The following is a 24,395-nucleotide window of genomic DNA, read 5'->3' as shown; positions in this document are numbered from 1 at the left end:
GAAAGGTAGAACGGAAACACCATGGCGAAGGACTTGTACGAAGTTCTCGGCGTCTCCCGCGACGCAACCGAGGCGGATATCAAGAAGGCGTTTCGTCGCAAAGCGCGCGAGCTGCACCCTGACGTAAACAAAGCTCCCGACGCAGAAGACCAGTTCAAAGAGCTCAACGAAGCATACGATGTGCTCAGCGACGCCAACAAGCGCGCCCAGTACGACCGCTTCGGCACCGTCCCGGGCGCCGCGGGCGGCGGCTATGGCGGCAACGGCTACGTCGACTTCGACGACCTGTTCGGCGGCGGCTTCGGCGTCGGCGATATCTTCAGCAGCTTCTTCGGCGGTGCCGCGGGCGGCGGCGGTGCGCGCCAGCAGCGCACGGAAGGCCGCGACATGGGCGTTGGCCTGCGACTGACGCTTGAGGAAGTTGCCACGGGCGCCAAAAAGGAAATCGTCTACGACCGCCTGGCGCCTTGCCCGGATTGCGACGGCACGGGCCTGGGCGAAAACGGCAAGGAAGTGTCCTGCCCCGAGTGCGGCGGCAAGGGCCGCGTGGTCACCGTGCAGCACACGTTCCTGGGCGACATGCAAACGGCCACCACGTGCAGCAAGTGTAACGGCACGGGCAAAACCATCGACAACCCGTGCCCCGAGTGCGAAGGCCAGGGCCGCGTGCCCGACCGTCAGCGCGTCACCGTCGAGGTGCCCGTGGGCATTCGCGATGCCCAGCAGCTGCGCCTGACCGGCTTCGGCGAGGCAGGCCTTCGCGGTGCGCGCTCGGGCGACCTCATTGTCACGTGCCGCATCCAGCCCCACGAGTTCTTCGAACGCGACGGGGACGACCTGCATTGCCGCGCGAACGTGTCCATCGTCCAGGCAACGCTTGGTGCTGAAATCGAGGTCGACGGCATCTTCGAGGGCGAAAAGGTGAAGGTGCGCATCCCCGAGGGCCTGCAGAACGATCAGATCGTGCGCGTGAAAGGCTTCGGCATGCCGCGCTTCCGCAGCGATGCTCGCGGCGATATGTACGTGCACGTTACCGTGGTGGTGCCGAAGAAGGTTACGAAAAAGCAGCGCGAGCTGCTTGAGCAGTTGGCCCACGAACTGGGCGAAGACGTTTCCGAGGCGCGCACGCCGCTGCAGAAGCTGCGCGACAAGTTCAACTAGCGAAGGAGCTTCGTGTCTCTTCCACACTTCTTTCTAAACGTTCAGGTGCTCGCAAAAGAAGCGCAAGCGGAATTTCCACTTGCGCTTTCGCGCGATGATGCCAAGCACGCTAAAGTGCTGCGCCTTGCCCCGGGCGAACATGTTGCCGTCGTCGATGCCGCCCAAGACTATTTCGAATGCGAAATAGTCTCGTTTGCCGAGGCGCTGCCCGTCGTGCGCATTGCCGGCCATCTCGACCAGGCAAGCGATATGCCGCACGTCTGCTTGGTGCAGGGCCTGGCGAAGGGCGACAAAATGGAAACCGTCATCCGCCATGCCACCGAACTGGGCGTCGCCGAATTCATACCGTTTGCCGCCGCACGCTCCATCATGAAAGTAGACGCGAAGAAAGCAACTGCGAAAACCGAGCGCTGGCAAGCCATCGCCAAAAGCGCCGCCATGCAGTCGGGGCAAACGCGCTTGGCGCACGTAAACCAGCCCATGAAGCTGCCCGCGGTGTGCGCCGCGCTGGCGGGTTTCGACGCGGTGCTCGTGTGCTGGGAAGAGGCTCCGGGCACGGCCGTGCTACACGAAGCGCTTGCAAGCGCACTAGCTAATGTAGGAAAACCCCCGGTCGAAGCACGAATCGCAGTGGTTGTTGGCCCCGAGGGCGGACTTGCTCCGGAAGAAGTGGAGGCACTTCTGGCGAGCAACGCGCACGCAAGCTTGGTATCGCTGGGCCGCTCCATCCTGCGCACGGAAACCGCCGGCATCGTGGCGCCGGCGCTGGTGCTCTATGAGCTGGGCGGGCTGGGCGCAAAGGAGCGCGCATGAACTTCGCCATCGTGAATCTTGGCTGCAAGGTCAACCGCGTGGAATCCGATGCGTTCGCATCGGGCCTGCTCGCACGCGGTTGCCAGGAAACCGACGAAGCCGCCGCGAACATCGTGGTGGTGAACACGTGCACCGTCACGGGCGAAGCCGAGAAGAAAACGCGCAAGGCGGTGCGCCATGCCCTGCGCGCGAACGACCTTTCTCACGTGGTGGTAACCGGCTGCGCAGCGGCCATCGATGCCGATGCGTTCACGGCCATGGCGCCGGGCCGCGTGCATGTTGCGGGAAAACTGCAGGTCGATGAAGTGATTGACCAGCTGGTTGGGCCTTTGAAGTCGGGATATCACGCACTGGCCGTTGGCAACGGCTTTCGCACACGCGTGGGTGTGAAAGTACAGGACGGCTGCAACAACGCTTGCACGTACTGCATCGTGCACGTTGCGCGCGGGCGGGCCACCAGCCGCAACGCTGGCGATGTGCGCGAAGAATGCAAGGCGCTCGCTGAAGCGGGCGCCCGCGAAATCGTGCTGACCGGCATCAACCTGGGGTCGTATCGCTTCGATGGCGGCCAGGGGGAAGTCCTTATGCTCGACGGCCTCATGCAGGCGTTGCTCGACGACACCGCCGACGTGCACGAACCGGGTCAGCCGCCGTGTCGCTTCCGCATCTCAAGCATCGAACCGGCCGACGTGTCCGACAAGCTCATCGACGTCATGGCTCGCTCGAACGGTCGCATCTGCCGCCATCTGCATCTGCCGCTGCAATCGGGTTCCACGAAGGTGCTTGCCGAGATGAACCGCCCGTACACGGCGCAGCAATTCGAGGCGCTGGTAAACAAGCTGTATGCAAAGCTTCCCGAGCTTTCTTTGTCTACCGACATCATCTGCGGTTTTCCCGGCGAAACGGACGCGGATTTCCAAGAAACGCTTGACGTGGCGCAACGCTGCCGCTTCTCGAAAATCCACGTGTTCCCGTACTCGCAGCGCGAGGGCACTCCCGCAGCTGCGCGCACCGATCAAGTTCCGCACGAAATGCGTGCCGAACGCGCCCGCACGCTACGCGCGCTTGCCAAGCAACTACGCCAACAAGATCGAGAAAACAGAGCCGGCACCAGAGAGCTGGCGCTCATCGAGGAAAACGGCGTGGCCATGACGGAAAGCTACCACGAGCTGCCGGCTCCCGAAGGTGTCAAGGCAGGCGCGCTCATGCCCGTAACGCTTTAGCTTGTGCAGGCCGTGAACGTCCAGGCCGCGCCGCAAAAACGCGAAATTCCTCGTGCTATACTAGCGCCCATGACAGAGAACACGCACATCACCTTGACCGCGCCGCAATCGGTGAACATGGCGCTGGTCGTCGGACCGGGCGATTGCCTGCTGCACCAAATCGAAGAGGCGTTCGACTCGCGTATCACCGTGCGCGGCGACTCCATCGTGCTTGAAGGCGACCCCATCGAGGTCCAATCGCTCACTGCCTTGTTCACGGAGCTCATCAAGCACGTAGAGGCCGGCGATGTCCCCGACTCGGGCTACGTCGCCCGTGCCATCGAGCTTCTGCGCAACGCGGAGTTTTCGCCCACGGCGCTTCGCGAAGACATACTGCTCACGTACCGCGGCCGTGCCATCAGGCCCAAAACCGCAGGCCAGAAGCACTATGTCGATGCTATTCGCAACAGCACCGTCACGTTCGGCATCGGCCCTGCGGGCACGGGCAAAACGTACCTTGCCATGGCCATGGCCGTGGCGGCGCTCAAGCGCAAGGAAGCAGGGCGCATCATCCTTACGCGTCCGGTGGTGGAAGCGGGGGAGAATCTTGGCTTTCTGCCCGGCACGCTCTCCGAAAAGGTGGACCCTTACATCCGCCCGCTGTACGACGCGCTGTTCGACATGACCGACATGCAGCGCGCCCAGCAGCTCATCGAAAGCAACGTCATCGAAATCGCACCGCTGGCGTTTATGCGCGGGCGCACGCTCAACGACAGCTTCGTCATCCTCGATGAAGCGCAAAACACCACGCCCGAGCAAATGAAGATGTTCCTCACACGCTTGGGCTTCGGGTCGAAAATGGTCATTACCGGCGATATCACGCAGCTCGATTTGCCGCACGGCGTTTCGGGCCTTAAAGGCATCGAGGACATCCTCGGCGATATCGACGGCATCTCATTCTGCAAGTTTTCCGGCAAAGACGTGGTGCGCCATACGCTCGTGGCCGCCATCGTCTCGGCGTACGATCGCGCGCAAACGCACAGCGCGCAGAAGAAGGCAAATCATGGACGTGCAAATTAATTACGACTATCGCGAAGACGACCTGAAGGACATGCCGCTGGTGGAGTTGGCGCAATTCGTGCTGAATCACCAGCACAAACCCGAAAACACCGAGGTGTCCCTAAGCTTCGTCACCGACGACGAGATCGCGAACCTCAACGAAACGTATCGCGGGAAAGTTGGCCCCACCGACGTGCTGTCGTTCGAATGCGACGGTGTGGAAGACGAGCTTTCCGATATCGTGCCAGAAGGCTTCGACGACGTGTACGAGCTGGGCGACGTGGTCATCGCGCCCGATGTGGCCGAACGCCAAACGCATGAGTTCGGCACCACGTTCGAGCAGGAAATCAGCCTGCTGTTCGTGCATGGCCTGTTGCACCTGTGCGGCTACGACCACATCGTGGAAGAGGAAGCGCAGGTCATGGAAGCGCTTGAGGACGAAATCCTCAAAGCCTGGAACAGCCGTTAAGCCATGCCCGCCAACGAAACGAAGCCTTTCGTGCGCACTGCCGACACGAAAGGGCTGGGCCAGCGCTACAAGCTTGGCTCTGCGTTCGCAAACGCAGGACGCGGCCTTGCCGAAGCCGTGCGCGGCGAGCGCAACCTGCGCATCGACGCCGGCTTCGCCGTTGTTGCCATCGCACTCGGCTTCGCGTTGCGCATCGACACGGCGTCGTGGCTTGCCGTCATCGTGTGCATCGGCATGATGTTCGCGCTTGAAACGCTTAACACCGCCATCGAAGCCGTGGTGGACCTGGCAAGCCCCGGCTACCACGAGCTGGCACGCAAGGCGAAAGATTGCGCGGCCGGCGCGGCGCTAGCTGGCGCCATCGCGTCGCTGGTTGTGGGCATCATCGTGTTCGCCCCGCGCTTGCTGGCGCTTTTCATTTCCTAGCAACCCAACCCTCAAAGGAGACTTATGGACCTCGACGCCTACTTCGGACACGCCGCGCCGCCTTCGGGCGACGGCTTCAAATCCGGCTTCGTCACGCTTATCGGCCGCCCGAACGCCGGCAAATCCACGTTGCTCAACACCATCATGGGCAAGAAAATCGCCATCACGTCGAACACGGCGCAAACCACGCGCCACCGTTTCCGCGCCGTATACACGCGCGACGACATGCAGATGATCATCGTGGACACGCCTGGCCTGCACAAGCCGCACGACGCGCTTGGCGAAGAGCTGAACACCTCGGCGCTCAAGGCGCTTGAAGACGTCGACGTCATCGCCATGCTCATCGACGCCTCCAAGCCCGTCGGCCGCGGTGACGAGTGGGTGGCGGCCCAGCTTGACGGCCCGCACTGCAAGCACGCGAAGAAAATCTGCGTGTTGTCGAAATCCGACCTGGTCACGAAAGAGCAGCTGCACGCGCAGGCCGAAGCCGCCGACAAGCTGGCCAACTGGGACGCCATGGTGGGACTGAGCTCCGAATCGGGCCACAACGTGGACGCGTTCATCGAGGAAGTGGAGTATTTCCTGCCCGAGGGCCCGGCATGGTTCCCCGCCGACATGGAAACGGACCAGCCCATCGAGGTCATCGTGGCCGAGTTCATCCGCGAGAAGATCCTGCGCACGTTCCGCGACGAGGTACCGCACTCCATCGGCGTCACCATCGAGCACATGGAGTACGAAAAGGCGAAGAACCTCAACCGTATTCTGGCACGCATCTACGTGGAGCGCGACTCGCAGAAGGGCATCATCATCGGCAAGGGCGGCCAGGCCATCAAGCGCATCGGCCAAGAAGCGCGTGCCGACCTCGAACAGCTGCTCGGCACCCGCGTATACCTCGACCTCATGGTGAAGGTGAAGAAGAACTGGCGCCGCGACGCCACGCAAATCAGGCGTTTCGGCTACGGCGAAGGGTTGTAATCCTTTCGCGCATGTTGACAAAGCGAACGCGGTCGACCCGGCCGCGTTCGCTACAATAGGGCTATTGTGATTGCAAGGTTTGTGCTAGGAGTTTCGGCATGATTTGTCCTCATTGTCATACGGATAATCGTTCAGGAGCGAAGTTCTGCGACGAATGCGGAACGCGGCTTGCGGCCGATAACACCCCCGAAGAAACTCAGGCCGACAGCAAAGCCCTTGAGGGCCTGCCGAATATCAGCGTATCCGGCATTGGCATGACCACGCCCGAGCGCGCGTTCTCCTATGAGCCCGTCGACGAATTCAACGACGACGAGCCCGTTGCACAACAAGAAATCGCGGACGAAATCGATGATGCGCTTCCGCTGCCCGAAAGCGAAGACAACGAGCCTCACGATGAAGTCGAATCGGAAACCGAGCACGAAGATTCCGACGTCGAAGAGGCAAAACCCGAAGAAGATGCCAATGAGTCAGAAGGCAGCGCAGATGACAACGCCGCTGAAAACGGCAACAACGAATCCGACGATGCCCCTAAAGCGGCATCTCTCGAGGCAAGCGAAACGTGCGATCTAGGAAACGCCCTGAGCGACCTTGACATCAAGGATAACGACCGCACGCACGTGCTTGACGTCCGCGAACTGCGCTCCGTGGCACTTGAGGCCGAGAAAACCCAGGTCATTGGACCGAAGCTGACCGCGCCCGAGCCACGCCCAACAACGGGGGCAGACCTGTCCGGCTTCGACGAGTTCCTGGTGAATCCCGGATACGTACCGCCGAAATCGGCATGGAGCGCCGGCGACACCATGCAGATGCCGCGCATCGAAGGCGTCGAGCCGCCGAAGCAGAAAGACTTCAAAGCCCCCGATGCGCGCGAAAGCGCCGGCCGCGGCAAAAAAGCCGCCATCATCATCGCGCTTGTGCTCGTCCTTGCCGCAGCAGCCGCTGCGGGGGTCACGTACTATCTCGAGATGTGGGGCGGCAAGGTCATTCCCGACGTCACGGGCATGACGCAGTCCGACGCAACGTACCTGCTGCAGAACAAGGGCTTCACCGTGCGTGCCACCACGGTGCCCTCTGATTCCACGGAAGGCTTGGTGCTGCTCATGGATCCAGGCGCCGGCGCGCGCCAGGAAGAGGGCTCCGAAGTGGTCATCCATGTCTCCACGTCGCGCACTGTTCCCGCGGTGGTGGGCAAAACCCAAGACGATGCCGCAAAAGCGCTGGCCGACAGCGGGTTTGAAAACGTTACCGTTACAACGAAGCGCTCCGACGAGGCCGAAGGCACGGTGCTGTCGGTAGACCCCGGCGAAGGCGAAAAAGCGAAGGCTTCCACGGCCATCACGCTGACGGTTGCCGAAGCCTACACCGTTCCCGACATCACGGGCATGACGTACCGCGAAGCTGTGTCCGCCATCGAAGCTGCTGGCCTTCAAGCCGCTTCCACCTATACGTATAACGAGACGGTTCCCGAAGGCACGCTTCTCGGCAGCGACCCGCAAGCTGGCTCGAAGGCTTCATCCGATACCGTCGTCACCATCAACATCGCGAAATCGCGCGGAAGCGAGTTGACGCAGGCAGCCCGGTCGTATCTGGCCTCGAACACGCTGAAGGCGTCCGATAACTCGGCGTTCACCGTTTCGTCGGTCGATAGCGTCACGTACCAGGGCGACAACACCGTGTCGTTCACCGCAACGGGCCGCGCTTCCACCTCGGTGACCGTGCTGGGGCAAACGCTGAGCGTTTCCGGCGACTCCAAGCAAGTCTCGGGCACCATCACGTTCGATTCGTCCGACAACGTCACCAGCGTGTCGTTCCAGTAACGGTGGCGCAGCAAACCTACACGGCGCGCGTCATCGTCCTGCGCAAAACGAAGCTAGGGGAGACCGACCTGATCTTGTCGCTGTTGGCGCAAAACGGCAGTCAGCTGCGGGCCGTGGCAAAAGGGGCGCGCCGGCCATCCAGCCAGTTCGCTTCCCGGTTGGAACTCGGCGCAGAAGCCGACGTGCTCTTCGCGCGCGGCAGGTCGCTTGATATCGTGAAGGAAGTGCGCCTCTGCGCGGGTAACGGTGCGCTACGGCAAAGCATCGAGCGCACTGCGGCGGCAACCCCCATGCTTGAGCTGCTCGACCGCATCACGCAAGCCGATCTGGAGAACCCGAAGCTGTTCGCATGCACTAGCGCCGCGCTTTGTGCCCTCGATGGCGCCGATGCGCTGCACGCGCCCGCCATCTCAGCCGCGCACCTGCTGAAAACGTTCGCGTTCGCGGGCGTGCGCCCCACGCTGGATTCCTGCTGCCTGTGCGGCCAGCCCATCGACGCGCAACAGGCTGACGCCCAAGCGCAGGGCATTGCGTTTTCCTATGCCGAAGGCGGCGTGGAATGCCAAGCCTGCGTCACGCCCGACGCCGTGCGCATAAACGCCGCCACCATATCGTGGGCTCGCGCGCTTTTGGGCATGCGTTTCTCCGACATCGCGCACGCGGATATCGACCAATCGTCCGTCTTCGGCGTGCTGCGCCTATGCCAGGCCTGGGCCCACATGCACGCATCCACGAACCTTAAATCGCTGGCGTTCCTGTTCACCTGCGGATTGTTTTAGGAGACGCGCAAAGAACCTTATCGCGTCTGTCATACTTGCATCATCGACGAGAGGAGAACACATGTATACCTACCAACCCCGCGGCGTGTGCTCGCGCGAAATCCACATCGACCTTGACGGCGACACCATCAAGCACGTCGATTTCGTCGGCGGCTGCGACGGTAACCTTAAGGCCATCAGCAAGCTCATCGAAGGCAAGAACATCGACGAGGTGGCATGCGTGCTCGAAGGCAACACGTGCGGACGCCGCTCCACGTCGTGCGCCGATCAGCTGGTGCAAGGCCTGCGCGCAGCCCGCGCGGCGGAGTAGCGCACCAGGGACAACGGCGACTGCGGCGTTCGCTTCGCCGGCCGGTGCAAAGATGTGCGCATGCTGTGACGCGCTCAGGTGCATCTTGCGAACGCGCCAGGTCATCGCATACAATTGACAAGTTGCCATTCGGCAAACACTTTTCACTTGGTTCCCATATTGCATGGATCTCAGCGAAAAGCACGTAGAGCGCAGCTTTCACAAGCTGCACGGAAGGCGGGGCAGACCCGCAGGAAAGGTGGAGTTAAGCTATGCCTAGCAAACTCAGCATCTCGAAAGAGCGTACGGCAGAACTGGTCGCCGAATTCGGCGCGAACGAGCACGACACGGGCAATCCGGACGTGCAGGTTGCAATCCTGTCCGAGCGCATCCGCAACCTCACCGAGCACCTGAAGACCCACAAGAAGGACAACCATTCTCGTCGTGGCCTCATGATGCTCATCGGTAAGCGTCGCGGTCTGCTCAAGTACATCAAGGAACGCGACATCGAGCGCTACCGTGCCCTCATCAAGAAGCTCGGCATCCGCGACAACATCTAGTCAACGAAAGCCCGCGCAGCCCGCGCGGGCTTTTGCATAGCGGTCGGACGTGCAAGGGCGCGCCTGCTCGCGGCCACAGGGAACCATAAGTACCGAAAGGCCAAAGAAGCTTAGCTGCACTAGGGCAGTTAAGGCAGAAGAGAAAGAAAGAACACCACATGGAAAAGATCGTCGAGTCCTTCGAACTTTTCGGCAAAACGTACCGCTTCGAAACGGGCGAACTGGCTAAGCAGGCCACCGGTGCCGTGCTCGTCACGCAGGGCGACACCACCGTGCTCGTGACCGCCGTCATCTCCAAGGAAGAAAAGAACTACGACTTCTTCCCGCTCACCGTCGACTTCATGGAGAAGATGTACTCCGTCGGCCGTATCCCCGGCGGCTACCTCAAGCGCGAGGCGCGTCCGTCTGAAAAGGGCACGCTGACCGCTCGCATGATCGACCGTCCCATCCGCCCCGGCTTCGTGGACGGCTTCAAGCGCGAGGTGCACATCGTTGCCACCACGCTGGTGTGCGACGGCCAGAACCCGCCCGATTGCATCTGCGTCGGCGGCGCCAGCGCAGCGCTGATGCTTGGCAGCGCCCCGTTCGACGGCCCGGCTGCCTGCGTGCGCATCGCCCATAACCCGGGAACCGACGAGTTCATCGTCAACCCCACGTACGCCGAGCAGGAGACCTCCGACCTCGAGCTCACCATCGCCGGCACGGCCGACTACATCTCCATGGTGGAAGCCGGCGCGAACGAGGTCACCGAAGACCTCATGCTGCGCGCCATGAACTTCGGCCAGGAGGCCATCGCCGAATTCTGTCGCGCCCAGCAGCGCTTCCTCGACCGCTGCGACATCACGCCGGTCGAGTGGCCCATCCATGTGGCCGATCCGTCCATCGACGCGCGAGTGAACCCGTTCTTCGACGAGATGTCCGCCGCTCTGAAAGACGCCGACAAGCAGGCCCGCATGGGCAAGGTCGAGGAGCTGAAGGCCCGCATCAAGGCCGAGCAGTTCAGCGAGGAAGAGCTTGCCGCCTGGGGCTCCGACATCGCCGCCGCCCTCAAGGCGCTTGAGAAGCACGCCATGCGCGCCATGGTCATCGAAACGGGCGAGCGCGCCGACGGCCGTCGCCCCGACGAGATTCGCCCGCTGCACATCGTGCCGGGCTACCTGCCCCGCGTGCACGGCTCCGGCCTGTTCCAGCGCGGCCAAACCCAGGCGCTCTCCATCGCCACGCTTGGCATGCTCAACGAGTGGCAGCGCCTTGACACCATCGACCCGGCCGAGGGCAAGCGCTACATGCACCAGTACAACTTCCCGCCGTACTGCACGGGCGAAACCGGCCGCATGGGCGCCCCGAAGCGCCGCGAAGTCGGCCACGGCGCACTGGCCGAGCGCGCGCTTCTGCCGGTGATCCCCTCCGAGGACGAGTTCCCGTACTCCATCCGCGTGGTGTCCGAGATTCTGGAGTCTAACGGCTCTTCTTCCATGGCTTCCACCTGCGGTTCCACGTTGGCGCTCATGGACGCCGGCGTGCCGATCAAGGCTCCCGTTTCCGGCATCGCCATGGGCCTCATCAAGGAAGGCGACGACGTCGTCATTCTGTCCGACATCCAAGGCCTTGAAGACTTCCTCGGCGACATGGACTTCAAGGTGTGCGGCACGGCGAAGGGCATCACGGCCCTTCAGATGGACAACAAGGCCAAGGGCCTGTCCACTGAAATCCTTGGCCGCGCGCTGAAGCAAGCCCACGAAGGCCGAGCGTTCATCCTCAACGCCATGCTGGCCGAGCTGCCCGAGCCGCGCGCAAGCCTGCGCGACACCGCTCCGCGCATCGAGACCATCCACATCCCGGTCGACAAGATCCGCGACGTCATCGGTTCCGGCGGCAAGGTTGTCCGCGGCATCCAGGACGAGACGGGCGCGCAGATCGACATCCAGGAAGACGGCACCATCCACATCGCTGCCGTCGAGGGCCCTGCGGGCGAGGCCGCCAAGGCCATGATCTTGGGCATCGTCAAGGAGCCGGAGGTCGGCGAAATCTATGAAGGCGAAGTCGTGGGCATCAAGGACTTCGGCGCCTTCATCAAGCTGACGCCGGGCAAAGACGGCCTGCTGCACATCTCCCGCGTGGCCAACGGCCGCGTCGGCAAGGTGGAGGACGTGCTGTCCATGGGCGACGTGGTGAAGGTCCAGGTACTCGAGGTTGACCCGAAGACGGGCAAGATTTCCCTCGATCGCCTCGACAAGCCCGATGCCCCCGAAGGCAGCGCTCCGGCTCCGCGCGAGAAGCGCGGCGGCCGCGACCACGACAAGGGCGGCAAGCACGAAGGCCACGGCGAGCGCGACGTGCGCCCCGGCCGCGCCAACCGCACCCCGCGTCGTCGTCACGACGTCCAGTAGGGCATAGATGTAGTGTTTCGGCGGCCTGTTAGCGCAGGCCGCCGTTTTGGTATCGCCAAGCGCCGGCGGTAATCGCCTGATCGCCGCCGGCCCCAAGCACTAAGGAGCACTTATGATCAACGTTGCAGTTTCCGGCTTCGCCGGACGCATGGGGTCCGCCGTCGTCAACGCCGTCACCGCCGCCGATGACATGCAGGTGACCTGCGGCATCGACCCCCACGGGGCATCTGATGCCTTCGCCGTGTACGAAACGGTCGAGCAGGCCGTAGCCGCAGGCGGGTTCGACGTGTTCGTCGACTTCACGCAGCCCTCGGTGGTGGAAGGCAATTTGCGCGCGGCGCTTCCCACCGGTATCGACTGCGTCGTGGGCACCACGGGCCTGTCCAACGACAAGCTCACGGAGCTGGCGGCCTTGGCCCCCGCAGGCACGTGCCTGTTCTATGCCCCGAACTTCACAACGGGCGCCGTGCTCATGATGCAGTTCGCGAAAGCGGCAGCGCCGTTTTTCCCGGAAGCCGAGGTGCTGGAGTTCCATCATTGCAACAAGAAGGACGCGCCGTCCGGCACGGCGGTTCGCACGGCCGAGATCATCTCGCAGGCGCGCGACGGCCGCGTCAGCGCCGCTCCGGGCAAGGAAACCGAGATCGCCGGTGCCGAGGGTGCGCGCGGCGCGCTTATCAGCGGCGTACCGGTTCATTCCGTGCGCTCCATGGGCTACGTGGCTAGCCAGGAAGTGGTGTTCGGCTCCATGGGCCAGACGCTCACCATTCGTCACGATTCCTGGGACCGCGAGTCCTACATGCCCGGCGTGCTTTTAGGCATCCGCAGCGTCGGCGACAAAGAAGGCCTTATCGTGGGCCTGGAAAACTTCATGGGCTAACGTCGCGCCACAAGCGTAATCGACGTGCTCACGTGACAATTTAGTAGACTTCACGGCGCCCGCAAGGGTGCCGTGGCATAATACAAGACTGTTGAATTCAAGCAGGAAACCGCGCACGGCATCATGTCGCGCGCTTGCACAGAAAGGTGCCATAAGATGGAGCAGCCTCGCTTTGGTCGCATGATCCCCGCCATGGTCACGCCCATGAAGGAAAACCTCGAGCTCGACCTTGATCGCGCTCAGGAGCTTGCCGACCGCCTTGTGAAGGGCGGCGCCGACTCGCTTATCATCAACGGCACCACCGGCGAAAGCCCCACGGTGTTCTATCCCGGCAAAATCGAGCTGTTCAAAGCTGTGGTCGCCGCTGTTGACGGCCGCATTCCCGTTATCGCCAACGTGGGCGACAACTGCACGGCCGACACGGTGAGCTTCGCCTCCGATGTGGCAAAGCTGGGCGTCGACGGCTTCATGTGCGTCGTGCCGTACTACAACAAGCCTCCGCAAGAGGGCATCTACCAGCACTTCCGCACTATTGCCGGCTCCGTGGAGCTGCCCATCATCCTGTACAACATCCCCGGCCGCTGCGTGGTGAACATGAAGGCCGAAACCACGCTGCGCCTTGCAAACGAATTCGACAACATCGTCGCCGTGAAAGAAGCTTCCGGCGACCTTGATCAGGTGAAGGCAATCGTCGAAGGCGCGCCCGAAGGCTTCTGCGTCTACTCCGGCGACGATTCCGCCACCTACGACATCATGAAATTGGGTGGCGTGGGCGTCATCTCCACGATCGGCAATGTTGCTCCTTCTCGCATGAAGGAGATCGTCGATCTGTGCGCGGCAGGCAAGTGGGAAGAAGCCGCTGCCGCGAACGAGCGTCTCATGCCCCTCATGGAAGGGCTGTTCAAGACAGCGAACCCCATCCTGGTCAAAGAGGCACTGAAGCTTTCCGGCTTCCCCGTCGGCGGCGTTCGCCTGCCGCTGGTGGATGCCACGGCTGAGCAGTCTGCCGAGCTTGAGCACACCATGCGCGAGGTCGGCGTCCTCTAGCCAGGAGGCGAAGCGGGGCTGCACGGGTGCAGCCCCGCTTCGTGCGTAGGCAGTAAGGAAATAGTATATGAGCCAAAACGACAAGCGCCCCCAGCGCAATGATGACGTGCGCGCTGAAGGTGGCAGCAAGCAGACGCAATCCGTCAAGCACGTAAAGCTTGACCTGGAGCGTCCGAAACTTTCGAAGGAAGGCAACGCAGGCGAGCACCGCAAGCGTTCGCGCTCCATGAAAAAACGCACGTTCGATTCATCTAAGAAAGATAAAAACGCCACGCTGAAGATCATCCCGCTTGGCGGCCTTGACGCCATCGGCAAGAACATGACCGTGTTCGAGTGCAAAGGCGACATGGTACTTGACGATGCGGGCCTGATGTTCCCCGACGACAACCATCCGGGCGTCGACCTGATTCTTCCCGATTACACCTACGTGCTGCAGCATGCCGATAAGCTGCGCGGCATCGTCATCACGCACGGCCACGAAGACCACACAGGTTCGCTTCCGTACCTCATCAAAGACCTTGATCGTCAGGTGCCTATTTACGGCACGAAGATGACGCTGGGCCTTATCGAGGGCAAGTTCAAGGAACATCGCATCAAAAACGCGAAGCTCGTGGAAATCAAGCCTGGCGACAAGGTGCAGCTCGGTTGCATCACGGCCGAATTCTTCGCCGTGAACCACTCCATCCCCGGCGCTGTTGGCGTATTCTTCCGCAGCCCGGCCGGTAACGTGCTGCACACAGGCGACTTCAAGCTCGACCAAACGCCCATCGACGGCGTGCACACCGACTTCGGGGCGCTGGCGCGCTTCGCCGAAGAAGGAGTCGACCTTATGATGTCGGACTCCACGAACGCCACGAACCCCACGTTCACGCCCAGCGAGGCCGAAGTGGGCAAGGTGCTTTCGCGCGTCATTTCCCAGGCGCAGGGACGCGTCATCGTCGCATCGTTCGCCAGCCATATCCATCGCTTGCAGCAAATCTGCGACGCCGCCGTGGCCAACGGCCGCAAAGTGGTGGTAACGGGCCGCTCCATGGTGCAGAACACCGATATCGCACGCAAGCTTGGGTATTTGAAGATCTCCGACCAGGACATCATCGACGCGTACGACCTGAAGGGCATCCCGCCCGAGCAGGTGGTCATCATGTGCACCGGCAGCCAGGGCGAGCCGTTGTCCGCGCTTGCACGTATTGCGGCCGGCGAGCATAAAACCATCGATATGGAGCCCGGCGACACCGTCATCATCTCGGCAACGCCCGTGCCCGGCAATGAGAAGGCCGTCACGAAAGTGGTGAACAGCCTGGCGAAAATCGGCGCCGACGTGTGGGACAAGTCTCGCGCCCGCGTGCACGTGTCCGGCCATGCATCCGCCGAGGAACTGAAGATCATGCTCACCATCGTGCAGCCGAAGGCGTTCATGCCCGTGCACGGCGAGGCCACGCACCTGCGCGCTCATGCACGCTTGGCCGAAGCGGTGGGCGTGCCTGCTGAAAACGTGTTCATCTGCGAAAACGGCGAAAGCCTTGAGCTGTCCACGAAGGGAGTCAAGCACGGCGAGACGGTGCAGTCCGGCATCGTGTTCGTGGACGGTCTGTCGGTGGGCGACACGTCCGAGCAGGTGCTCGAAGAGCGCACGGCGCTTGGCTCGCAAGGCTTTGCCGCCGTGGCCGTGGCCGTCTCTTCGCGCAAGAAGGCCGTTGTGGGCAACGTGTCCGTGGAAATGCACGGCATCACGAGCGGCGACGACGCCTACCTTGCCTCCGAGTGCGAGAAAAGCGTGAAAAGCGCCATGACGAAAGCGCTTGCCAAGGGCGCTTCGGGCAAAGAGCTGAAGAAGGCCGCGCGCGATGCGTTGCTGTCCATCTTGTGGGAGCGCACGAAGACGCGCCCGATGACCGTCATCAACCTGCTCGACGTGTAGCCGCGCCCTGCATACGTAGCACCACTTACGAGCACCCAAGGCACAGGCCCGGGTGCTCGTTTCGCTGTACACCGCACACGATTCGCGAACGAAAGGGGAGGGCGTGGCCCGAACTGCCTCGAACAAACAATCGAATAAGAAGGCGCCCGCGAAGAAAACCGCGCAAAGCAAGTCGAAAGCGGCCAGCCCTGCGCAGAAACGCGCTCAAAAAAGCGCACCGACGCCGCAGCCGGAACCTCGCATCTTCGACGAGCGCACGAAGCGCGACATCACCGGCGTGGTGGTGGCGCTGCTTGGCATCGTGTTGTTCGTTGCCGCCGTCATTCCCACCGATGCGGTGGTAACGTCGTTTGTGTCGCAGGCACTGCACCTGTGCCTAGGCCTGGGCGCGTACCTGCTGCCGTTTTTCCTGGTGGCCATCGGGGCCGCCTGCCTTGTGCGCGTCGAAAAGCAAAGCATCCCCGTGCGCGTCAGCTTGGGCCTTGCCCTGGTGTTTGTGGCGGCGCTTTCGCTGTTTTCGCTGTTCACGCCGGAAACCACCCCAGATGCCACCGACAGTCTGTTCCTGCCCGCAGAGCTTACCGCGCGCGGCGGCTATATCGGCGCGGCCATTGCCTGGTGTGGACTGAAGCTGTTTGGCCAGGTTATCAGCGCCATCGTGCTTATCGGCATCATTATCGCCGGCCTGGTCATCATCGGGTTTTCGCTGTCCAGCATCATCCAGAAGTTCCGCACCTACGCCGAAGAGCGTAAAGAGGCCGCCGAGGCTGAAAACGGCGTTGTTGCCGCGCCGCCTTTCGCCCGCGTCAGCCGACCGGCCGACCGCATTCGCAAAGTGGGTGCTGCAGACCCCGAACTCGAATCTGCCCCCACGCAGGTGCTCGACCATGACGACAAGCCGAAGGGCAGGCGCTCAGCGCGCACCGTCGCCGCGTCCCGCCCCTTAACCGAAGAGCAATCGAAGCGCGCCGCCGAAGCGGAGCCGCAAGCCTTGACGCGCAAGCTCGGCCGCCGCAAGCCGGTTGAACGCGGCGTGGCACCGGCACCGCGCCCCTCGTCGAAGCCTCCCACACCCGTGGCAACACCGCGCCCCGAACAGGGCTTCGAGCTGCCGCCCATGGATCTGCTTGCCACATCAACCAACCCCGAAAAAGACCTGGCAACCGATGCCGAGCTGCAAGAAACGGGTGCATGCCTGCAGGAAACGCTCGAAGACTTCAACATCATGGCGAAGGTAGTCGGCTGGGTTGCCGGCCCGACGGTCACGCTGTTCAAGGTCGATCTGCCCGCCGGCGTGCGCGTCAGTCGCGTCACCGCGCTTGAAGACGACATCGCGCTGGCGCTGGCCGCGCCGGGCGTGCGCATCTTCGCGCCTATTCCCGGCACGAACTACGTGGGCATAGAGGTGCCGAACCGCACGCGCCAAACCGTGCTGCTTGGCGACGTCATCAAAGACGCCGGTCCCGGCCCGCTGCAAATCGCCATCGGCAAAGACGTCGAGGGCCACTGCATCGTGTCTGACCTGGCGAAGATGCCGCACCTGCTTATCGGCGGCACCACCGGCTCGGGTAAATCGGTGTCCATCAACGCCATGATCATGTCGATCCTCGTGCGCGCCACGCCCGCCGAAGTGCGCTTCATCATGATCGACCCGAAGCGCGTTGAGTTCACGCCGTACAACGGCATCCCTCACCTGTACGTACCCGTTGTCACGGAGCCCAAAGAAGCAGCTAGCGCGCTCAGCTGGGGCGTTGCCGAGATGGAGCGCCGCCTGAAGGTGTTCTCGAAAGTGGGCGCGCGCAACATCGGGCAATACAACGCCAAAGTGCAGGCGGCGCAGGCTGCCGCGAAGGCCGCCGAAGAGGCAGGGGAGCAGCCGCCCGAGAACGACCTGGGCGACGAGCTGCCCTACATCGTCATTATCATCGACGAGCTTGCCGACCTCATGATGAACGTTGGCAAGGAAGTGGAATTCTCCATCAGCCGCATCGCGCAGCTTGCGCGCGCGGCCGGCATTCACCTTATCGTGGCCACGCAGCGCCCGTCCACCAACGTCGTCACGGGCCTTATCAAGGCGAACATCACGAACCGCATCGCGTTCAACGTGGCCAGCGGCATCGACAGCCGCGTCATTTTAGACACGCCCGGCGCCGAAAACCTCATCGGATTGGGCGACTTGCTGCTCAGCAAGCCCGAATACGCCAAGCCCATGCGCATCCAAGGCTGCTACGTGTCCGAGGACGAGATCAACGCCGTAGTCGAGCAGCTGCGCGGGCAGGGAGAACCGGAATACCATTCGGAGATTCTGTCGACGAACCTCATCACGCCTGGCTCGTGTCCCTCCGACGCAAGCGGCGGTACGTGCGCAGACGATGACCCGCTTATCTGGGAAGCAGCCGACCTGGTAGTGTCAAGCGGCCTGGGTTCCACATCGAATATCCAGCGACGCCTCAAAGTGGGCTACTCACGCGCTGGGCGTATAATGGACATGCTTGAAGACAAAGGCGTTGTCGGTCCGCCAAACGGCAGCAAGCCTCGAGAAGTGCTCGTCGACGCCATGGAGCTTGAAACGCTGAAAGCGTTCGAGCAGCACGACGGCGACAACTAATAAGGAGAAGACATGGCGCAGGTTTCATTCGGCACCGTCTTGCGCGAAGCTCGCGAAAGAAAAGGCTACGACGTTCAGTCGGCAGCCCGTCGCTTGCGCATTCGCCCCGACATCCTCCGAGCCATCGAAAACAACGATTTTTCGCGTTTGCCGGCACGCGGCTACACGCGCAACATGGTGAACGCCTACGCACGTCTGGTGGGGCTTAACCCCAGCGACATCACGCGCATGTACCTTGACGAAGCGTACGCGTACCAGGTCGGTCGCACGCGCGGCGAATCGGAGTCGCCTGCGCACGTTTCAGGCCGGCGTTCTGTTTCCCACCACGAGGCACGCCAGGCAAGCGCGCGGCAGCGCGAAGGCCAGCGCGCGGGCAGGGAAGGCCGCGACGGCACGCCCTCGCGCCGCTCGGACCGCACGCAAGGCGGCACCACGCGCCGCAGCCGCTCGAACGCCAGCACGCACGAATATCACGAGCCGCTCGCATCCCGCGCAGCGCGCGCCGAGAGCGAAAGCCGCCGCGGAGGTCGCGTCGGTGGCGGCGGTGCTGCGCAGTTCACGAATTTCTATTCCGGGTCGCAGAACATGGGCTGCAGCGGAAACCAAACACGCCTGCCGTACGTTATCGTTGCGGCAGTCATCTTGGTGCTGCTCGTGGTCATCATCGCGCTGCTGTTCGGCAACAAGGGCGCTTCGAACTCGCAAGACGTGGCGAAGGTCCCCATCACCGGCGTCACAGACACGTCGGCGGACGGCAGCAGCACCAGCGAGTCTGCCTCGAACGACACGTCGCAGCAAACGCAGTCCGCTGAAACCGCGCCCACTAGCGTGACGGTGCAATACAAATTGGCAAGCGGCCAGACGGCCTATGTGGTCATCACGCAGGACGGCCAGGCCACCGAGGAGATGCTTACCGGCCCGGTAGACAAAACGGTCGACGTGTCCGGCACGTGGAGCCTTGCCTCGTGGGTGTCAAGCGGCTTCACCGTCACCATGGACGGCAAAGCAGTCGATTTCGTTAACGACGCCACCACGGGCATGCCCACCGCCACGGTCAACTTCCAAAACTACCTGGCACAATGGGCGCAAGACCACCCGAACGTGAAAGTGGACGGCCTTACGAACACGTCAAGTTCGAACGGCACGTCAACGACGGGCTCCACGTCCGCAACCACGAACGGAACTTCTACGGGCGGCACCGCGTCAACGTCCGCAAGCACGTCAGGCACTAGCAGCACCTATTCCGGAACCGGCACCTCTACCCAGTCGCAATCTGCAACGGGTACGGGAACCGCCGTTAATGCAACGGGCACGGCAAGCTCCACGGGGTCAACAGGCGCCGACACCTCAAGCAACACGGGAACCGGCACCTCTACCACCTATCAATAAGCTCGGCGTGCATCGCTTCAGCACGCTTACAAGCACGAAACCGAAAGGATCTGACATGGCGAAAGAATCCAGCTTCGACGTGGTATCCAGCGTCGATATGCAAGAAGTCGACAATGCCTTCCAGCAGGCTAAAAAGGAGCTCTCGCAGCGCTACGACCTGAAAGGCTCCGGCGCCGAGATCACGCTCGACAAGCAGAAGAAGACCATCACCGTGGCGGCGCCCGCCGATTTCGTTGCACGCCAGGTCATCGACATCATCGGCAGCAAGCTCATCAAGCGCGGCATCGACCTTGCGGCCGTGAAGTGGGGCGACCCTCAGGCGGCAACGGGCCAAAGCGTGCGCCAGGTTGCCACCATCGTCGAGGGCATCGACAAAGAAACCGCCGGCAAAATCAACAAGGACATCAAAGGCACGAAACTCAAGGTCAAAGTGGCTATCGAGGGCGACAAGCTGCGCGTTTCGTCCGCCTCGCGCGACACGTTGCAGGAAGTCATCGCGTTCCTTAAAGGCCAGGACTACGGCCAACCGCTTCAGTACGTCAACTATCGCTAAGGATTTTCGTGGAACCGAACACCAACTTCTCTAGCACGAACCCGCCCGCCGTCGCGTTCGTCACCATGGGGTGCGCAAAAAACGAAGTGGACACGCAACGCATGCAATCGCAACTGCGCCGCGCCGGCTTCGCCATAGCAAACGACCCGCAAACGGCCAACGCAGTCGTCGTGAACACCTGCTCGTTCATCCAAAGCGCCACCGAGGAAAGCCTCGAGGCCATTTTCGAGGTTGCGGGCATGCCCAACGTAGCCGCAGGTGCGGCGCTTATCGTCGCAGGTTGCATGCCGGCGCGTTACGGTGAAGAGCTGGCAGACGAGCTGCAGGAAGCAAGCGCGTTTGTTCCGTGCAGCAAAGAAGACGACATCTCGTCCATCGTTGCTGGCGCACTTGGCCTTACCGACAGCGTGTTGAAAGATCTGCGCAGCGCAACGCTGGGTGCGGTGCCCGAAGGCGCCATCGCCCTTGACGGCACGCGCGCGGTATCTGCCTATGTGAAGATTTCCGACGGCTGCGACCGCTTCTGCTCGTACTGCACCATTCCCTATATCCGCGGGCGCTACCACAGCTTCCCCTACGAACAGGTACGCCAGGATGTGGCCGATCGCGTGGCCGAAGGCGTGCGCGAGGTCGTGCTCATTGCGCAGGATACGGGCCGTTGGGGCCAAGACTTTGACGAACCGTCAAGCCTCGGCACGCTTGCAGGCAAACTAGCCGACGAGTTTCCCGATACCTGGTTCCGCATCATGTATATCCAGCCTGAGGGCATCACTGACGAGCTGCTGTCAGCCGTTGCCGACCACGACAACATCTGCAACTACTTCGATATCCCGCTGCAGCACGTGCAGCCGCGCATCTTGAAGGCCATGCACCGTAAGGGTTCGCGCGAGGAATACGAGCAGCTCATGGAGCACGTTCGCGACATGGTGCCGGGCGTCACGCTGCGCACCACGCTCATCGCAGGATTCCCCGGCGAAACCGAAGACGACTTCGACGAGCTGTGCGATTTCGTGGAAGAGGGCCTGTGCGACTACATCGGCGTGTTCGCCTACTCCCGCGAAGAGGGCACGCGCGCATACGACCTGCCCGACCAGGTTGAAGACGACGAAAAGGCTTTCCGCGCGCAACGCCTGCGCGACCTAGCAGACGACGTGTGCACGCCGCTGATCGCTAGCCGCGTGGGAAGCACGGTCGACGTGCTGGTCGAAGGCACCGAAGAGGACGGCCAGCTGTTCGGCCGCGCCATGTGCCAAGCACCGGAAGTCGACGGTGTCACCTATGTCGACCAGGGAAAACCCGGCGAAGTAGTCCGCGTCAAAATCGCAGACACGCTGCTCTACGAAATGGAAGGCGAATAGCCCATGGCTCAGCTGCAAGTCGAGGCCGCGCCGGAAACCACCACGCGCCTGTGGACCCCCGCGAACATCGTGACGCTTGTGCGCATCTGCCTGGTGCCCGTGTTCGTGGTGGCGCTGCTTAGCCCGTGGCCGCAATGGTTCAACCTGCCCGACATCGCTGAATACTCGAAAAGCCTCATCGCCGCAGGCATCTTCGTGCTTATCTCGTGCACCGATTGGCTTGACGGCTACCTTGCGCGTTCGCGCGGCGAGGTGACGGACTTCGGCAAATTCATGGACCCGCTGGCCGACAAGATCCTGGTGGTTGCCGCCCTGTTGGCGCTTATCGAGCTAGGCGTGCTGCCAAGCTGGGTGGCGCTCATCATCGTGGCCCGCGAGTTCATTGTATCGGGCGTGCGCATGGTGGCGGCAAGCAAAGGCGTTGTCATTTCGGCCAGCTGGTACGGCAAGTTCAAAACGGTGTTCCAGATGATCGCCATCGTCATGTTCACCGTGAAGGACAGCTACATGATGGGCACGCTTATCGATGCGTTCTGCGACATGATGTGGGTGCTCAGCTGGGCCGTCATGTTCGTGGCGCTTGCGCTTACCATCGTGTCCATGCTTGACTACATCTCGAAAGCTCGCGATCTTATCGGCCTTGGGCCCCGCAAGGGCAAGAAAGCAAAGGCCTCGCGTGACGAAGCCGAAAGCAAGCAGGTTGCACAAGAGGGCAACGGCGGGGCCGCGAAGGCCTCCGACGAAGCCAAGGAAGCCGAAGGCATCGAGGTTACCGACAGCCAGCTTGAAAGCTTGGCCGCATCCGTGCTTTCCCAGGCGCGCCAGCAAGGCCTTACCATCGGAACCGCCGAAAGCCTTACAGGCGGCATGATCAGCGCCGCCCTTACCGCAGTCCCCGGAAGTTCCGACGTGATGCGCGGAGGCGTTGTCAGCTACGCGGTTTCCGTCAAGGAATCCGAGCTTTCCGTGTCCGAAGAAACCGTCGACAAGCATGGCGTGGTTAGCTGCCAGGTTGCCGAGCAAATGGCAGTTGGCGCATGCAGCGCGCTGGGGTGTGACGCGGCCGTAGCGGTTACCGGAATCGCCGGGCCCGGCGGCGCCGAGCCGAACAAGCCGGTGGGAACCGTATGTTTCGGCATTGCGTGCAATGGCAACGTCTCCTCGCAAACCGTGCACTTCGAAGGAGACAGGAATCAGGTACGTCGACAGACCACACGCCACGCATTGCGCCTGATGGAAAACGCCGTTTCTGCTTCTAAATAATTAACCAGAACAAGATGAAAGCTTGCAGCGATGTTGCGACCGCGCATCGCTGCAAGCTGTTTTGCAAGGGGAAACGTGCTGCGGCCGTGCACATCGGTAAGGTTTCGCGTGCTTTCGCTCGCTCTATCGGCAAAAGGTCTGCAAGATTTACACGCTACCATGAAAATACCGTACCGATGTTTGCTAAATCGCTTGACTCGCAAACAGACGTTCGTATAATAAGACGTGCTGCATTTCGCACAGCGCATGAAGAAAGGTCATACGCGCATGAACGACGAAAAACTCAAGATGCTCAAGGTCACCACCGACCAAATCGAAACGAAGTTCGGCAAAGGCGCCATCATGAAGTACGGCGATGGGGGGCAAGACCTCAACGTCGGCGCCATCCCCACCGGCGCACTCCCGCTCGATGCCGCCCTTGGCATTGGTGGCGTGCCCCGCGGCCGCATCATCGAGGTCTATGGACCTGAGTCCAGCGGTAAAACCACGCTCGCATTGCAGATTCTCGCCGAAGCTCAGGCGCTCGGCGGTGTGGTCGCGTTCATCGATGCCGAACATGCGCTTGACCCGGTATATGCCGCGCACCTCGGGGTCGACATCGACGAAGTGCTCATCTCTCAGCCCGACACCGGCGAACAGGCGCTTGAAATCTGCGATATGCTCGTGCGCTCAGGCGCCATCGACTGCGTCGTTATCGACTCCGTTGCGGCGCTGGTGCCCCGCGCTGAGATCGAAGGCGAAATCGGCGACACCACGGTAGGCCTGCAGGCGCGCCTTATGTCCCAAGCGCTGCGCAAGCTTGCAGGTTCGCTGTCGAAGTCGAACACCACCTGTATCTTCATCAACCAGTTGCGCGAGAAAATCGGCGTGATGTTCGGCAACCCCGAAACCACCACAGGTGGCCGCGCACTCAAGTTCTTCTCCAGCGTCCGCATCGACGTGCGTCGTATCGACTCCATCAAGCGCGACGGAGAAATCGTCGGCAACCGCGTACGTGCGAAAGTTGTCAAGAACAAGGTGGCCCCGCCGTTCCGCCAGGCAGAGTTCGACCTTATGTACGGCGAAGGCATTTCCCGTGAGGGATGCATCGTCGATATGGCGGTAGAAGCAGGTGTGGCAAAAAAATCTGGCGCTTGGTACACCTACGGGGAAGAGCGTCTCGGCCAGGGCCGCGAAGCCGCGAAGAAAACGCTGAAGGAAAACCCCGATTTGCGTGACGAGCTTGAAACGAAGGTCAGGGAAGCGTTCGACATCCCCATCATTACGCGCGAGCAGGAAGACTTCGACGCGGTGAACCCGGTCGCAAAGCCAAAAGGAAAGCGATAAGGCATGCCACACGAAGCAGCGCCTTCGATTGAAGAGCTAAAGCGCAGGATCCGTCAGATAGAAAACTCCCCAAGCGCTGACGTACAGCATAGTAAGGGTAAAACCAGGTCTAG

At 62.0% G+C, this 24,395-nt stretch carries 21 protein-coding genes; all 21 read left to right on the top strand.

What is annotated here, in order from left to right; all coding sequences use genetic code 11:
- The first annotated feature begins 21 nt into the window (after positions 1-21).
- Positions 22-1,161, top strand: coding sequence for a molecular chaperone DnaJ (gene dnaJ, locus ET524_RS00645; RefSeq protein ID WP_129422904.1), 1,140 nt, complete (start codon positions 22-24; stop codon positions 1,159-1,161).
- 12 nt (positions 1,162-1,173) lie between these two features.
- Complete coding sequence (locus tag ET524_RS00640; RefSeq protein ID WP_129422903.1) at positions 1,174-1,974, top strand: RsmE family RNA methyltransferase; 801 nt, start codon at positions 1,174-1,176, stop codon at positions 1,972-1,974.
- On the top strand, positions 1,971-3,197 hold the full coding sequence (locus ET524_RS00635) for a MiaB/RimO family radical SAM methylthiotransferase (protein ID WP_129422902.1): 1,227 nt from the start codon (positions 1,971-1,973) through the stop codon (positions 3,195-3,197). Before ET524_RS00640 ends, ET524_RS00635 begins: the two co-directional genes overlap by 4 nt.
- 69 nt (positions 3,198-3,266) lie before the next feature.
- Positions 3,267-4,256, top strand: a complete 990-nt coding sequence (locus ET524_RS00630; protein ID WP_129422901.1) for a PhoH family protein — start codon at positions 3,267-3,269, stop codon at positions 4,254-4,256.
- Positions 4,240-4,704 (top strand): rRNA maturation RNase YbeY, encoded by a 465-nt coding sequence (gene ybeY, locus ET524_RS00625; RefSeq protein ID WP_129422900.1) that lies wholly within the window; start codon positions 4,240-4,242, stop codon positions 4,702-4,704. Before ET524_RS00630 ends, ybeY begins: the two co-directional genes overlap by 17 nt.
- Positions 4,705-4,734: 30 nt before the next feature.
- Positions 4,735-5,130 (top strand): diacylglycerol kinase family protein, encoded by a 396-nt coding sequence (locus ET524_RS00620; RefSeq protein WP_236648220.1) that lies wholly within the window; start codon positions 4,735-4,737, stop codon positions 5,128-5,130.
- Positions 5,131-5,154: 24 nt separating this feature from the next.
- Positions 5,155-6,105, top strand: a complete 951-nt coding sequence (era, locus tag ET524_RS00615) for a GTPase Era (RefSeq protein WP_129422898.1) — start codon at positions 5,155-5,157, stop codon at positions 6,103-6,105.
- 98 nt (positions 6,106-6,203) lie between these two features.
- Positions 6,204-7,922, top strand: a complete 1,719-nt coding sequence (locus ET524_RS00610; protein WP_129422897.1) for a PASTA domain-containing protein — start codon at positions 6,204-6,206, stop codon at positions 7,920-7,922.
- Between the two features lie 2 nt (positions 7,923-7,924).
- Complete coding sequence (gene recO / locus ET524_RS00605) at positions 7,925-8,701, top strand: DNA repair protein RecO (protein WP_129422896.1); 777 nt, start codon at positions 7,925-7,927, stop codon at positions 8,699-8,701.
- A gap of 61 nt (positions 8,702-8,762) precedes the next feature.
- Positions 8,763-9,011: a TIGR03905 family TSCPD domain-containing protein gene (locus ET524_RS00600; RefSeq protein WP_129422895.1), complete on the top strand. Its 249-nt coding sequence runs from the start codon at positions 8,763-8,765 to the stop codon at positions 9,009-9,011.
- A 251-nt stretch (positions 9,012-9,262) separates the two neighbouring features.
- Entirely contained in the window at positions 9,263-9,550 is a 288-nt protein-coding gene (rpsO, locus tag ET524_RS00595; RefSeq protein WP_129422894.1) for a 30S ribosomal protein S15, read from the top strand.
- A gap of 158 nt (positions 9,551-9,708) precedes the next feature.
- A complete protein-coding gene (locus ET524_RS00590) occupies positions 9,709-11,940 on the top strand; it encodes a polyribonucleotide nucleotidyltransferase (RefSeq protein ID WP_129422893.1) in 2,232 nt (743 codons plus the stop codon).
- Positions 11,941-12,052: 112 nt separating this feature from the next.
- Entirely contained in the window at positions 12,053-12,820 is a 768-nt protein-coding gene (gene dapB / locus ET524_RS00585; RefSeq protein ID WP_129422892.1) for a 4-hydroxy-tetrahydrodipicolinate reductase, read from the top strand.
- Positions 12,821-12,976: 156 nt separating this feature from the next.
- Positions 12,977-13,867, top strand: a complete 891-nt coding sequence (dapA, locus tag ET524_RS00580) for a 4-hydroxy-tetrahydrodipicolinate synthase (protein WP_129422891.1) — start codon at positions 12,977-12,979, stop codon at positions 13,865-13,867.
- A gap of 226 nt (positions 13,868-14,093) precedes the next feature.
- Complete coding sequence (locus tag ET524_RS00575) at positions 14,094-15,785, top strand: ribonuclease J (protein WP_201738807.1); 1,692 nt, start codon at positions 14,094-14,096, stop codon at positions 15,783-15,785.
- 103 nt (positions 15,786-15,888) lie between these two features.
- Positions 15,889-18,393 carry an FtsK/SpoIIIE family DNA translocase gene (locus ET524_RS00570; protein WP_129422889.1) on the top strand — a complete coding sequence of 835 codons (2,505 nt, stop codon included), beginning with the start codon at positions 15,889-15,891 and terminating at the stop codon, positions 18,391-18,393.
- Positions 18,394-18,405: 12 nt separating this feature from the next.
- Positions 18,406-19,782 (top strand): helix-turn-helix domain-containing protein, encoded by a 1,377-nt coding sequence (locus ET524_RS00565; protein WP_129422888.1) that lies wholly within the window; start codon positions 18,406-18,408, stop codon positions 19,780-19,782.
- A gap of 55 nt (positions 19,783-19,837) precedes the next feature.
- Positions 19,838-20,335 carry a YajQ family cyclic di-GMP-binding protein gene (locus ET524_RS00560; RefSeq protein ID WP_129422887.1) on the top strand — a complete coding sequence of 166 codons (498 nt, stop codon included), beginning with the start codon at positions 19,838-19,840 and terminating at the stop codon, positions 20,333-20,335.
- Between the two features lie 8 nt (positions 20,336-20,343).
- A complete protein-coding gene (gene rimO, locus ET524_RS00555) occupies positions 20,344-21,693 on the top strand; it encodes a 30S ribosomal protein S12 methylthiotransferase RimO (RefSeq protein ID WP_201738580.1) in 1,350 nt (449 codons plus the stop codon).
- A gap of 3 nt (positions 21,694-21,696) precedes the next feature.
- Entirely contained in the window at positions 21,697-22,956 is a 1,260-nt protein-coding gene (gene pgsA / locus ET524_RS11870; protein WP_129422886.1) for a CDP-diacylglycerol--glycerol-3-phosphate 3-phosphatidyltransferase, read from the top strand.
- A 267-nt stretch (positions 22,957-23,223) separates the two neighbouring features.
- Positions 23,224-24,282: a recombinase RecA gene (gene recA / locus ET524_RS00545; protein ID WP_129422885.1), complete on the top strand. Its 1,059-nt coding sequence runs from the start codon at positions 23,224-23,226 to the stop codon at positions 24,280-24,282.
- The last annotated feature ends 113 nt before the right edge of the window (positions 24,283-24,395 follow it).

The organism is Senegalimassilia faecalis (assembly GCF_004135645.1).
Lineage (GTDB): Bacteria > Actinomycetota > Coriobacteriia > Coriobacteriales > Eggerthellaceae > Senegalimassilia > Senegalimassilia faecalis.
The sequence above is the reverse complement of the archived record's forward strand: the minus strand, read 5'-3'. Positions and strand labels throughout refer to the sequence as shown.